At 58.2% G+C, this 12,766-nt stretch carries 11 protein-coding genes; 1 reads left to right on the top strand and 10 read right to left on the bottom strand.

Annotated elements, in window-relative coordinates; all coding sequences use genetic code 11:
- The first annotated feature begins 63 nt into the window (after positions 1–63).
- A complete protein-coding gene (locus DT594_RS18945) occupies positions 64–207 on the top strand; it encodes a hypothetical protein (RefSeq protein ID WP_178091484.1) in 144 nt (47 codons plus the stop codon).
- Here DT594_RS18945 and DT594_RS08095 read toward each other — a convergent pair.
- The 10 genes from DT594_RS08095 to aroQ form a co-directional block, all read right to left on the bottom strand.
- Complete coding sequence (locus DT594_RS08095; RefSeq protein ID WP_178091483.1) at positions 195–2,963, bottom strand: response regulator; 2,769 nt, start codon at positions 2,961–2,963, stop codon at positions 195–197. The two genes, DT594_RS18945 and DT594_RS08095, sit on opposite strands and share 13 nt — an antisense overlap.
- Positions 2,964–3,096: 133 nt before the next feature.
- The gene (gene purD / locus DT594_RS08090) at positions 3,097–4,398 is read right to left on the bottom strand and encodes a phosphoribosylamine--glycine ligase (protein WP_149332218.1); all 1,302 of its coding nucleotides are present in this window, start codon (positions 4,396–4,398) and stop codon (positions 3,097–3,099) included.
- Positions 4,399–4,495: 97 nt separating this feature from the next.
- Complete coding sequence (gene purH / locus DT594_RS08085) at positions 4,496–6,103, bottom strand: bifunctional phosphoribosylaminoimidazolecarboxamide formyltransferase/IMP cyclohydrolase (RefSeq protein ID WP_149332217.1); 1,608 nt, start codon at positions 6,101–6,103, stop codon at positions 4,496–4,498.
- 81 nt (positions 6,104–6,184) lie between these two features.
- Entirely contained in the window at positions 6,185–6,511 is a 327-nt protein-coding gene (fis, locus tag DT594_RS08080; protein ID WP_231703237.1) for a DNA-binding transcriptional regulator Fis, read from the bottom strand.
- The gene (dusB, locus tag DT594_RS08075) at positions 6,508–7,506 is read right to left on the bottom strand and encodes a tRNA dihydrouridine synthase DusB (protein ID WP_149332216.1); all 999 of its coding nucleotides are present in this window, start codon (positions 7,504–7,506) and stop codon (positions 6,508–6,510) included. Before dusB ends, fis begins: the two co-directional genes overlap by 4 nt.
- Before the next feature lie 160 nt (positions 7,507–7,666).
- Positions 7,667–9,289 (bottom strand): DUF3426 domain-containing protein, encoded by a 1,623-nt coding sequence (locus tag DT594_RS08070; protein ID WP_149332215.1) that lies wholly within the window; start codon positions 9,287–9,289, stop codon positions 7,667–7,669.
- A 68-nt stretch (positions 9,290–9,357) separates the two neighbouring features.
- On the bottom strand, positions 9,358–10,245 hold the full coding sequence (gene prmA / locus DT594_RS08065; RefSeq protein WP_149332214.1) for a 50S ribosomal protein L11 methyltransferase: 888 nt from the start codon (positions 10,243–10,245) through the stop codon (positions 9,358–9,360).
- Positions 10,246–10,401: 156 nt separating this feature from the next.
- Entirely contained in the window at positions 10,402–11,742 is a 1,341-nt protein-coding gene (accC, locus tag DT594_RS08060) for an acetyl-CoA carboxylase biotin carboxylase subunit (RefSeq protein WP_149332213.1), read from the bottom strand.
- Positions 11,743–11,761: 19 nt separating this feature from the next.
- Complete coding sequence (accB, locus tag DT594_RS08055) at positions 11,762–12,217, bottom strand: acetyl-CoA carboxylase biotin carboxyl carrier protein (RefSeq protein ID WP_149332212.1); 456 nt, start codon at positions 12,215–12,217, stop codon at positions 11,762–11,764.
- A 23-nt stretch (positions 12,218–12,240) separates the two neighbouring features.
- Positions 12,241–12,693, bottom strand: coding sequence for a type II 3-dehydroquinate dehydratase (gene aroQ, locus DT594_RS08050; protein WP_149332211.1), 453 nt, complete (start codon positions 12,691–12,693; stop codon positions 12,241–12,243).
- Positions 12,694–12,766: the final 73 nt, after the last annotated feature.

Genomic DNA, 12,766 nt, shown 5'->3' with positions numbered 1-12,766 from the left:
CCTAATGGCCGTTTAGAGCATTGGCGCCTAACATCTCCCGTATCTACTTACGGGAGATGTCTGATGCTGGCATGGCAAGGTGTGCGTATTGCAGGGATGGTGGGTCGCAGCTTGCTGCTGGGCTATGTCGTCAACTACGCGGCCGCTTCCGCCGGCGTGGATGTGTTACCAGCTTCTCCTAACGTCGGTACCGATCAGGCTGTCTGATCGCGCGCCTGATCCAATTGTTTCTGATCGATCCAGAAGTTGAGCTGGTCGCGTAACTGCGCCAACTCGACTGGCTTGGCTATGTGTCCGTTCATACCGGCCAGTCTTGAGCGCTCGCGGTGCTCGGGCAGAATGTGGGCAGTAAGGGCAATGATCGGGATAGGTTGGCGACCGCTGGCCCGTTCCCATTGGCGAATAAGTTCCGCCGCAGTAAACCCATCCATTTCCGGCATTTCGCAGTCCATCAAGACCAGATCATAGTCACCGGTTTGAGCTTGCAGCACTGCCTGCTGGCCGTTCTGGACCGAATGCACCTGCATGTTGAGCTTGCCTAACATGCCGCGGATAACCTTGGTGGAGATCGAATTGTCTTCTGCGACCAGGATTTTGAAGCCGCCGGAGTGCGTTTGCTGAAGGGGTTCTGAGTTGTCTTCGCTATGCTCACTATGCTGCTGCTGACTGTGTTGCAGCCACTCGTCGATCAGCGTGGTGCGCAGTGTATAGCCCGCCACGGGTTTGCTGAGGATGCGGCGGATTCCGGCATTACGAGCGATGACGCGGCTGGGCGCGTGGCTGACGCCGGTCAGCATGATGATCAGCAATTGATTCCTGATCGCCGCATCATCCTTGATGCGGGTGGCGAGTTCCAATCCGCTCATGCCCGGCATGGAGTGGTCCACCAGCACTATGTCGAAGGGACTACCCAGGTGTGCCTGGGTGCGCAACAATGCCAACGCTTCTTTACCGCCGGACACACACTGCGCCTGCATTCCCCAGGCATTACATTGTTGTTGCAGGACCTTGCGGCAGGTCGCATTGTCATCAACGATCAATACCCGCCGTTCAAGCAGGCAGCGGCCTTCGGTATCGGGTTCGACAAAGGCATGGGTTCTATCCAGCGGCAGGGTGAACCAGATCGAGTTGCCTTGCTCGGACGCATATTTGATACCGACCTGGCCTTCCATCATATGAATCAACTGGCTGGCAATCAGCAAACCCAGATGGCCATTGCCATCAGCTTGATCCAGTAGCCTTGACGAGTTGGGCAGCACCTTGAGCAGGCAGTCTCTAGCCTGGTCGGACATTGCATGGCCTGAATCCTGTACCGCAAATCGCAATTGCTGGCCGGTCCCTTGCGGCTCTACGCCAACCACCAGGAGAATTTCCCCCTGATCGGTAAACCGCAGTGCGTTACCCAACAAGTTCATCAATACCTGACGTAGCCGGGTAGGGTCTCCATTAATGGTTCGGGGCACATCGGGATGCACGAAACTGATCAATTCTATGGTCTGACTGTCGGCACGATTGCGGAAAATATCCAGGCAATCGTTGACCAGCGCATGCAGATCGAACTGCACGGATTCAAGCGTCATCTGCCCGGATTCGAGCCGCGACATGTCGAGAATTTCGTTGATCAGGTTCAGCAGATCATTTCCCGAACCGTGAATGGTTTGTACATAGTCGCGCTGTTTGGCGGACAGCGCGGTATCCAACAGCAGCTCGGACATGCCCAGTACGCCATTCATCGGTGTACGAATTTCATGGCTGATTCGGCCCAGAAACTCAGCCTTGGCACGCCTCTCTGCATGACGAGTCGCTTGAGTCTGGCGCTGACTGACGCGCTGCGCCAGCAGCCGTTGAGCGCGGTTGTGCAGGCTCCAGGCAAAGCACACCATGGCCAGCCAGACCAGCGTGTCGACAATATGAGCGCCGAGTATGTGTTGATAACCCAGCAGGTTGACAACGGCCGCACCCAACAACAATAAGGCGCCCGTCAGGAAGGGCCTGTTAGTTGGTTGCCGGCGTAACCAGAGAAAAAGTTGCAGCGTGAGTATCATCAGCGGCAAACCCAGTTGGATCAGTACCGCCATGCGGGCGAACAACGAAGAATGCCAGGCGGCAACGAGTACCAGTACCCCCAAGGTCGCTGCGCCAACACCGACCAACAATGCCAAGCGTCGGTGCGTTCGCAAATCGGGACCGGGTAACAGGCAGAGGAGTAATACGGCCATCAGCGGATAAGCGGCGAGCTGCAACAGTTCAGCGCTATGACCCAGTAGCAGTGGCGCCTGTTTTACCACCCAACTGATGGCGCTCAGGTTGGCTAGGCAGAGAATCAGTGCGGCAGTGGCGAGCAATAAGTGGAAAGGGTCGCGGCTGACGCTACCGTGCAACAAACCGTGTAACACGAGCGCGAGCAAGAGTCCGACCAGTACGCCCTGTAATGCCTGGTGAGTGCCATGCAGGGTGGCCGCTTGCTGGGCATCCATGACACTCAGATGCGTGCTGATGGGGTAGTCATTCTGCAAGCGCAGGTACAGGCTGTACTCTGCTCCGGAGTTGATCTCGATCGGGAAGGCGAAGCCCGGTTGCCGGAGCAGTCGCGGATCAGTCGGCTGGTTGGCTCCGCTTTGGTAGGTTTCTAGTACCTCGGTACCGCGCAGCAGGTATAAGCTGATGTGCTCCAGGGCAGGGTTATCCAGGCGTACCTGCTGAGCGCCGGTGCTGGTTATAGGTATTTTTACCCACAGTGCTGCATCGGCACCGGTCAACTTCAGCGGCCCGGGAGGGCTTGGAATAAAACGGTTGGCATAGCGATTGGAGGTAATATCGGCCAGGGTCAGCTCGCCACCGGTGTCGACCAGACTGTAATGCGCTGGAACGGGCGCAGCCAGTTCGGTCGCTGTTACGCCCTTGGCCGTAAGCATAATGAATCCTGCCAGCAGGGCGAGGATCAACCAGCGTGCTTGCTTCACTATGAGTTGCGTCCTGTCCATGGGCAATTGACGTGCGGCGTCAGCTAGCGGAAATCAGTATAGCTCACTGCAAGCTGATGCCAAGATGCTTGGCCAGGCTGACCGTTGTCAGCGCTGGCGATACTTACTCCTGCTACTCTTGCTCTCTGGCGATGGCCCGGTAACCGATGTCCGAGCGGAAGAAACTGCCCTTCCATCTCACCTTGCTGGCTAAGGCATAAGCGTTCTGTTGCGCTTGCAGAATGCTGTCGCCTAACGCCGTAGCACAGAGTACCCGGCCGCCACTGGTGACTACGGTAGCCTCGCTCGGCGTGGCGCCAGCTTTCAGTGTAGTACCGGCATGGAAAATTTTGCCCAACGTGCTGTTGGCTTGTTCCAGGCCTTCGATGGCATCGCCTTTGGCATAGTCGGCCGGGTAGCCGCCAGCGGCAATTACCACGCCGAGGCTGGGGCGGGGGTCCCAAACGGCTTCGGCTCTGTTTAGTTGGCCAGCCAGCGCAGCCTCGGCCAGATCCACCAGGCTGGACTGTAGCCGCAGCATGATGGGCTGGGTTTCCGGGTCACCAAAGCGGCAATTGAATTCAATGACCTTGGGATTGCCCTGGCTATCAATCATCAGACCGGCGTAAAGAAAGCCGGTGTATACGTTGCCCTCGGCTGCCATCCCGCGCACCGTGGGCCAGATGACCTCATCCATCACGCGCTGGTGGACATCAGCAGTGACCACCGGAGCCGGGGAGTAAGCACCCATGCCGCCCGTGTTCGGGCCGCTGTCACCGTCGCCTACGCGTTTGTGATCCTGGCTGGTGGCCATCGGCAGGACGTTCTCACCGTCGACCATGACGATAAAGCTGGCTTCTTCGCCGTCGAGAAACTCCTCAATCACGACTCGGGAGCCTGCCTCGCCAAAGGCATTACCCGCGAGCATATCGCGCACGGCGTTTTCCGCTTCCTGCAGCGTCATGGCGACTATTACGCCCTTGCCGGCGGCCAGGCCGTCAGCCTTGATGACGATAGGAGCACCTTTTTCTGCCAGGTAAGCCAAGGCCGGCTCGACCTCGGTAAAGTTCTGGTAGTCGGCAGTGGGGATCTGATGGCGGGCAAGAAAATCCTTGGTAAAGGCCTTGGAGCCTTCCAATTGCGCCGCGCCTGCGGTCGGGCCGAAGCAGGGCAGGTTGAGGCTGCGAAACAGATCAACTACACCAGCAACCAGCGGCGCTTCTGGGCCGACTATAGTCAGTTGCACATTCGCCGCAGCGAAATCGGCGAGCTTTTGCAGCTCCAGCACATCAATGGCGACGTTCTCACACTTGGGCTCAGTAGCGGTGCCGGCATTGCCCGGAGCGACGAAGACTTTCTCGACTCGCGCATCCTGAGCCACTTTCCAGGCCAGTGCGTGCTCACGCCCGCCACTACCGATAATCAAAACATTCATGCAATCTCTCCGGTGCAAAGAACGACCAGCTTCCAGCGGCAGGGTCCAGGTCGTTTGCGCGCCACCTGATGTCTGCCGCTTGGTGCTTGTCGCTCTATCAGTGTCTGAAATGCCGCATGCCAGTGAATACCATAGCCATGCCTGCTTCATCGGCCGCTGCGATCACTTCGGCGTCCCGCATGGAGCCGCCGGGCTGAATTACCGCGCTGATGCCATTCGCTGCGGCGTTGTCTATGCCATCGCGAAACGGAAAGAACGCATCGGACGCCATGACTGCACCCTTGACCTGCAGCCCAGCATGTTCCGCCTTGATTGCGGCGATGCGCGCGGAGTTGACGCGGCTCATCTGTCCGGCACCAATGCCTACGGTCTGGCGCTGGCTGGCATACACGATAGCGTTGGACTTGACGTATTTGGCGACCTTCCAGGCAAACACCAGGTCGTGAATTTCCTGCTCGGTGGGCGCGCGCTGGGTAACGACCTTAAGGTCGGCCTCGGTAATCATACCCACGTCTCTGCTTTGCACCAGCAAGCCACCGTTGACGCGCTTGAAGTCCCAGTCGGCCAGACGTTCGGTCGACCACTCGCCGCACTCAAGCAGGCGGACATTGGCTTTCGCACTGACCACTTCGCGTGCAGCGGCGCTGATGCGCGGCGCAATGATCACTTCGACAAACTGACGGTCGACGATCGCCTGGGCGGTCGCCGCATCCAGTTCGCGGTTGAATGCGATGATGCCGCCAAAGGCCGATTCCGAGTCGGTTGCGTAGGCCAGCTCATAAGCCTGCCGAATGCCGCCCTCGTTTTCAGGCACCACGGCCACACCACAAGGATTGGCATGTTTGACGATAACGCAGGCCGGCTTGGTAAAGCTCTTGACGCATTCAAGCGCAGCGTCGGTATCGGCTACGTTGTTGTAGGACAACTCCTTGCCCTGCAACTGGACGGCGGTGGCAATGCAGGCTTCGGTCGGATTGGCTTCGCGGTAAAAGGCGGCGGACTGGTGCGGGTTTTCGCCGTAACGCATATCCTGCGCCTTGATGAACTGGGTGTTGAAGGTGCGCGGGAAGCTGGCACGGTCAGCGGTGCTGAGCGTGTCGCGCTGCTGGTCAATGCTGCCCAGATAGTTGGCGATCATGCCGTCATAGGCGGCGGTGTGTTCAAAGGCCTTGAGCGCCAGGTCGAAACGCTGCGCATAGGTTAGCCCGCCTTGCTTGAGCGCATCCTGGATGCTGGCGTAATCGCTGGCATTGACGACAATAGCGACGTCCTTGTGATTCTTCGCCGCCGACCGGACCATGGTCGGGCCGCCGATGTCGATATTTTCAATCGCGTCAGGCAGGCTGCAGTCAGGCTTGGCTACGGTAGCCGCAAAGGGGTACAGATTGACCACCACCATGTCGATTGGCTGGATGCCGTGCTCCTGCATGACCTGCCCATCGATATCCCGCCGCCCGAGGATGCCACCATGAATCTTCGGATGCAGGGTCTTTACCCGGCCGTCCATCATTTCCGGGAAACCGGTGTAGTCGGCCACTTCCACGGCGTTGATGCCTTGCTCGCGCAGCAGCTTGAAGGTGCCGCCGGTGGAAAGGATCTCGACGCCCTGGGCGCTGAGTTCGCGGGCGAAATCGACAATGCCGGTCTTGTCGGACACGCTGATCAGCGCGCGACGTATGGGCAGGCGGGTGGTTTGGTCGGTCATCTTCATTCCAGATCAGATAAAGGATAGTGGCAGCTTCGGATATGGAGCCGGAAGCCGGGAGCGGGGTAGTAGCAGATTGACTTAGAGCAATCCGTATTGCTTGAGCTTTTTGCGCAGGGTGCCGCGATTGAGCCCAAGGATTTCGGAGGCCCGCGTCTGATTACCTTTGACGTGCTCCATCACGCTTTCCAGCAGCGGCGCTTCGACTTCGCAGAGCACCATGTCGTATACATCGGTAACGTCCTGTCCATCCAGATGATCGAAGTAGTTCTTCAGTGCTTGTTCGACACTATTGCGCAGGGTGCGGCTACTCTGGCTGAGCTTGTCGGGGGCAACGTAAAGATTTTTTTCAGCGAGTTCGCTCACGGGTTCTGTTCCAATAGTGTCTGAGGCGTTCATAAGGCTCATGCCGCAAGGTCTCCTTCCAGCAAGCGGGTAAAGAAAGTCTGAATGTTCCGGCGCTGCTGCTCGGAGCATTCCAGTTGGTTGAATCGGCGGCGGAAATCCTCTGCGCCAGGCAGGGTTTGCAGATACCAACCAACATGTTTGCGTGCAATACGCACGCCCTGATGTTCACCATAAAAAGTGTGCAGCGCCTGCAGGTGCTCCTGCAGAATCGATTGCTGCCAATCCAGTGTTGGTGCTGGCAAGAGTTCGCCGGTTTTCAGAAAGTGACTGATTTCGTTGAATATCCAGGGGCGGCCCTGGGCTGCACGGCCAATCATAACCGCATCGGCTCCAGTATGCTGGAGTACGGCAAGGGCTTTTTGCGGGGAGTCGATATCGCCGTTGGCAAACACCGGTATGCCAATTGCCTGTTTGATCGCAGCGATGCTGTCGTATTCGGCTTCACCGGTATACAACTGAGTTCGGGTGCGCCCGTGCACGGCCAGCGCCTGAATACCAGATGCTTCGGCTATCCGGGCGATTTGCAGGCCGTTGCGCTTTTCGGCACACCAGCCAGTGCGGATTTTCAGGGTGACCGGCAGATTGACCGCATTCACCACCGCTTCGAGTATCTCGCCGACCAGCTTTTCATCGCGCATCAGGGCTGAGCCGGCCGCCTTGTTGCAGACTTTTTTCGCCGGGCAACCCATATTGATGTCGATGATCTGCGCGCCGAGTTGCTCATTCATGCGCGCGGCCTCGGCCATCATCTCGGCGTCGCCGCCGGCAATCTGCACTGAGCGGGGTTCGCTTTCACCGGTGTGATCAAGGCGCTGACGGGATTTGCGGCTGTTCCAGAGGCGTACATCGCTGGTGACCATCTCTGAAACCACCAGCCCGGCGCCCAGCCGACGGCACAGTTGCCGGAAGGGCAGATCGGTAACGCCTGCCATGGGTGCAAGAATGACCGGGCTGGCGAGTTGATAGGTTCCGATACGAGTCACTGCCTGGTCCATCCCTGTACTCTCTGTAATCACTGCTGCTCGCCGGCACGCCCAAGGCAATGACACAAGGGAGTCAGGGTCAAGTAATGTGAAAAGGGCGATAATGATACCTGCTCTGGATGACCATATAAAGACTGAGCTGGACGATTTTTGAGCAGATCCGCCAGGCGGTTCAGGGGCTGAGGAAATCCAGATTATAACTGGCCACGTTTGAGCCCGGGTCAAGCATGCTGAGCCCAACGTGCACTGGCGTTTGCGGAGGCATCAGCGTTGTACCGGCGAGTTCGCCGCCGAGGTACTCGACCGGTTGAAACAACTTGCTGCTGATTTCGCGCCCGGCCAGATCACTGAAGGTCATGCGCAGCACTGGAAAGGGTTGGGCGAAATCAGCGCGGTTGTAAAGGATCACATCGATGGCGAGTGCATTCGGGAAGTCGGAGTGCGGCCGTACCACCAGATTGCTGCTACGGATCAGATCTATATTGACCCGGGCAGGCAATTGGCAACCAGCCAGAAAGCACACTTGTTCCATGATGGGGCGGGTACGCTCGTTATGCGCCAAGGCTGCGTAGTTATAGGTTGCTACCTGCCCGAGTAACGCCAGTGCGGCGATTATACTGAGCAACGTCCACAGCCATTGCCGCCGCGGGCGGCGGGCCCTAGGGCGATCATCCAGATACAGGGGTTCGTCTATCAGCTCGGGGAGCTGCAGATCATCGCCAAAGCCTGTGCTATCCAGGCTGGGCTCCCGGCGCTCCTGAGGCGCTCGCTTAGCCGTCGGGGCTGGCGCCTCCTCAGATGGCTGCGGACGCTTTGCTCGCGGCTCGGGATTTGGCAGCAAAAAAGGCTGGTCCCGCAGAAAAATACCCTGCTCGGGAGGGGCTGCACTCAGTGGCCCGATGGACGGCGGACTGTCCATGTCAAACGGATCTGGCTTGCGGTCATCAGTTGGCAGTGGCTCAGGTGGCAGAGGACGTGGCGCAAAATCACGCGAGCTGGCTGCGTTGCGAAACGCCTCGTGCAGCTCGATATCATCCAGTGGATCCGAGCTATTGGCCGTATACGGCGGTTTGTCTGCGAGATCGTTATCCAGGTTGAAATCCAGATCCCAGGCGTCAGGTTTGTCCCGGGCTGAGTCGAACTCGAACGCTCGGTCGATATCGGCATCGGTGGGCGTCCAGTTGTTCTGCGGATCGGCGCGCGGGGGCTCATCAGCGGCGGCTTGATCGTCGGTAGCTGGAGCATCATCCCACAGAGGCTCGCTGAATGGTTCGGGTTCAGCCAGCAGTTGTATTTCCTCGTCACTATGCTCGCCGACAAATACGTCCGTAGCGTCGTTATCGGTCGGCTCCACGGGTTCTGGCGCATTAACTTCCGGATCTATTGACGCCGATGATGGCGCCGCGGCCGGGCTGATATCGGCAGAAGGCTCGGTGGTCGGATGTTCAGGCTCGGAATGTGTCGTTCTGGCGTCGGGGTTGATCTCTTCGAGAATGGACTCGTCCAGCCCCAGCGCTTCCAGGTCCAGATCGTCCAACTCCAGATCGTCGTGAATCAGCAAGGTACCCTGACGGCCACTGCCCGGCTCGCCAGCCGCGGGTGGCGGGGGTGGGGTTTTCGCAGCATCCGGCGCTGGAGAGGGTTCGGGCTCGGCACTATTGATCTGGGCGCTGGCGTCGAACACTTTCAGGCAAGCACCACAACGCACATTGCCCGCGGCAGCCTGCAGGTGATCCTGAGAAAGGCGGAAACGCGTCTGACAGTGGGGGCATTGCGCTACCAGCATCTCATTCATGGCCAACCGCTATTCCTTCGTTGCTGTGACGTTCGGGGTGTTCGACCGGCTATTGTGCGTGAACCCGGTCAGGCCGCCAAGTGCCGACGGCCACTGACGCGTATCCAACCATCGCGCTCGGCGACAGGGTCAAGCGCGAAGTTATCCTTATAGGCAGCAAGAATATCCTCTGTCTGCTCGGCAAGAATGCCGGACAAAGCAATCAGGCCGCCGGGCTTGACCAGACTGGTTAGCTGGCTGGCGAGGCTGACCAGCGGACCGGCAAGGATATTGGCAACAAGAATGTCAGCAGGTTCCTGCGGCATTTGTTCGGGTAGATATAAACTGAAGCGCTCATCGACTATCTGATTGCGCTGGGCATTGTCGCGTGAGGCTTCGAGCGCCTGAATATCGATGTCGGTGCCGCAAACCTGTCTGGCGCCGAGTAGCAGCGCGGCGATGGCGAGAATGCCTGAGCCACAACCAAAATCGATTACATCCAGATCCTGCAATTGCTGAGCGTCAAGCCATTCCAGGCATAGCGCGGTAGTCGGGTGAGTACCCGTACCGAAAGCCAGGCCTGGATCCAGCAGCAGATTCACTGCATCCGGTTCCGGGGCTGCGTGCCAACTGGGCACTATCCATAGCCGACGGCCAAATTGCATGGGTTGGAAGTGCTCCATCCAGCTGCGTTCCCAGTCCTGATCGGCGATCTGTTCCAACTGATACTCTGGCAGCGCGCCCGCTGACAGCCTAGCGAGGTTTTCCAGCAGCTGGGTTGAATCGGTGTCGGCTTCAAACAGGGCGAGCAGGTGGGTATGTGACCACAGCGGAGTAGTTCCCAGGTCCGGCTCAAAAATAGGCTGGTCTTCACCGTCCATGAAGGTGACGGAAACCGCCCCTAATCCCAGTAGCGACTCTTCCAGTGGTTCGGCCTGTTCAGGGGTGATCGCTAGACGCAGTTGCAGCCAGGGCATGGGGATTCCTTCGGAGCTAAGTTCTAAATGACGGGTTATAAATAACGGGTGCTAAACAACCGATTTTGAAACGGGCTTCCAGCAACAGAAAAAGTTCGGGAGCGGACTGGCCGCTCCCGAAGGTTGGATCATACACGTGCAGGTTGCAGGCAGGGCTTACTTGATACCCAGCTTGTGCTCGAGGTAGTGGATATTGACGCCCCCCTTGCAGAAACCTGGATCACGTACCAACTCGCGATGCAGCGGCGTATTGGTCTTGATCCCGTCGACTACCAGCTCATCCAGCGCGTTGCGCATGCGTGCTAGCGCTTCGTCACGGGTGGCGCCGTAGGTGATCAACTTGCCGACCAGTGAATCGTAGTTCGGCGGAACCTTGTAGCCGCTATACAGGTGCGAATCTACCCGCACGCCGTTGCCGCCTGGCGCGTGGAAAAAGCTCACGGTACCGGGGCTGGGCATAAAGGTTTTCGGATCTTCCGCGTTGATTCGGCATTCAATCGAATGGCCGCGAATCACCACGTCTTCCTGGGTGATGCTCAAGGGCTTACCCGAGGCAACCAGGATTTGCTCCTTGACGATGTCGACGCCGGTGACCATCTCGGATACCGGATGCTCAACCTGAACGCGCGTATTCATCTCGATAAAGAAGAAGTCGCCATTCTCATAGAGAAATTCGAAGGTACCGGCGCCGCGGTAGCCCAGATCGATACAGGCCTTGACGCAGCGCGCCTGGACCATGGCCCGGGCTTCTTCGTCGATGCCCGGCGCGGGAGCCTCTTCAATGATTTTCTGGTGGCGGCGCTGTAGCGAGCAATCACGATCGCCGAGATGCACCGCATGGCCCTGACCGTCGGACAGCACCTGTACTTCGACGTGACGCGGATTGGTCAGGAATTTTTCCAGGTAGACCACCGGGTTGCCAAAGGCTGCACCGGCTTCAGTGCGGGTCAGGTGGATCGATTTGATCAGCTCGGCTTCTTCATGCACCACGCGCATGCCGCGTCCACCGCCACCACCCGAGGCCTTGATGATCACCGGGTAGCCAACGCGCCGACCGATGGTCAGGCATTCGGCTTCATCATCAGGCAGCGGGCCATCGGACCCCGGCACGGTAGGCACACCGGCCTTGATCATCGCGGCAATCGCCGACACCTTGTCACCCATCAGGCGGATGACCTCGGCGCTGGGGCCGATAAAGGTAAAGCCTGAACGTTCGATCTGCTCGGCAAAGTCAGCATTCTCAGCCAGGAAGCCGTAACCGGGGTGAATACCGTCGGCGCCGGTCACTTCGGCAGCGCTGATAATCGCCGGAATGTTCAAGTAGGAATCAGTGGCATTGGCTGGACCGATACAAACGGTCTCGTCAGCTAGCGCCAGGTGCATGAGTTCACGGTCGGCCGTGGAGTGCACAGCGACAGTCTTCAACCCGAGTTCCTTGCAGGCGCGAATGACGCGCAGAGCAATTTCACCGCGGTTGGCAATTAGGACTTTTTGCATCGAAGCCTCCGGGTCGGGCTCAGGCGATGCTGAACAGGGGTTGATCGAATTCCACCGGCTGGCCGTTATCAGCCAGGATGGCCTGAATCACGCCGCTTTTATCGGCTTCAATGTGGTTCATCATCTTCATGGCTTCAACAATACAGAGCACATCGCCTGCCTTGACGCTCTGGCCGACTTCTACGAAGGAACCGGCCGCTGGTGAGGGTGAGCGATAGAAGGTACCAACCATGGGCGAGCGGACCAGGTGGCCACTTGGCTCGGCCGGAGCGGGCTCGATCATCGGAGCCGCCGCTACAGGTGCAGCTGCTGGCGCTGGAGCAGAAGGCGGTGGAGCGTAATAGTGTTGTGGCGCAGCGACTTGCTTGCTGTGCCGGCTGATGCGAACGGATTCTTCGCCTTCGTGAATTTCCAGTTCGTCTATCCCGGATTCTTCCAGAAGCTCGATCAGTTTTTTAACTTTACGGATATCCATTGGTGCTTGCACTCCAGAGCAGTTTAGTCTTGTTCGGTTTGATCAATATGGTGTAACGCCGCGTCCAGTGCCAACTGGTAACCTTTGGCCCCCAACCCGCAGATGACGCCCACGGCGACATCCGAGAAGTATGAGTGGCGCCGAAAAGGCTCGCGTTTATACACATTGGATAAATGCACTTCGATAAATGGGATGCTCACTGCCAGCAATGCGTCACGTATTGCCACACTGGTGTGAGTAAAAGCGGCGGGATTGATGATGATGAAATCAATCGCCTCGTCCCGGGCCGCATGAATGCGTTCAATCAATTCATGCTCGGCATTGCTTTGCAGGCTTAGCAGATGATGGCCTTGGCCGGTGGCCTGATCCCGCAGCTGCTGTACAATCTGGTCCAGCGTGGCGGTGCCGTAAACGCCGGGCTCACGCGTGCCGAGTAAATTTAAATTGGGTCCGTTAAGGACCAGAATGCTGGCCATGATTGTCCGTTCCACTGGCATTTGAAAGTTTGACTCATCAGTCATGGGTGCCAGTCTGCCGGAATCAGAAGTG

Source organism: Halopseudomonas laoshanensis, assembly GCF_008365385.1.
Taxonomy (GTDB): domain Bacteria; phylum Pseudomonadota; class Gammaproteobacteria; order Pseudomonadales; family Pseudomonadaceae; genus Halopseudomonas; species Halopseudomonas laoshanensis.
Note: the sequence above shows the minus strand (reverse complement) of the source record. Positions and strands in the feature narration are given on the sequence as shown.

What these genes read in the sequence shown, in the direction of transcription:
- DT594_RS18945 (WP_178091484.1), top strand. Translation starts at nt 64, where the DNA reads ATGCTGGCATGGCAAGGTGTGCGTATTGCAGGGATGGTGGGTCGCAGC.
- purD (WP_149332218.1), bottom strand. Translation starts at nt 4,398, where the DNA reads ATGAATGTTTTGATTATCGGTAGTGGCGGGCGTGAGCACGCACTGGCC.
- purH (WP_149332217.1), bottom strand. Translation starts at nt 6,103, where the DNA reads ATGACCGACCAAACCACCCGCCTGCCCATACGTCGCGCGCTGATCAGC.
- fis (WP_231703237.1), bottom strand. Translation starts at nt 6,511, where the DNA reads ATGAGCCTTATGAACGCCTCAGACACTATTGGAACAGAACCCGTGAGC.
- dusB (WP_149332216.1), bottom strand. Translation starts at nt 7,506, where the DNA reads ATGGACCAGGCAGTGACTCGTATCGGAACCTATCAACTCGCCAGCCCG.
- DT594_RS08070 (WP_149332215.1), bottom strand. Translation starts at nt 9,289, where the DNA reads ATGAATGAGATGCTGGTAGCGCAATGCCCCCACTGTCAGACGCGTTTC.
- prmA (WP_149332214.1), bottom strand. Translation starts at nt 10,245, where the DNA reads ATGCCCTGGCTGCAACTGCGTCTAGCGATCACCCCTGAACAGGCCGAA.
- accC (WP_149332213.1), bottom strand. Translation starts at nt 11,742, where the DNA reads ATGCAAAAAGTCCTAATTGCCAACCGCGGTGAAATTGCTCTGCGCGTC.
- accB (WP_149332212.1), bottom strand. Translation starts at nt 12,217, where the DNA reads ATGGATATCCGTAAAGTTAAAAAACTGATCGAGCTTCTGGAAGAATCC.
- aroQ (WP_149332211.1), bottom strand. Translation starts at nt 12,693, where the DNA reads ATGGCCAGCATTCTGGTCCTTAACGGACCCAATTTAAATTTACTCGGC.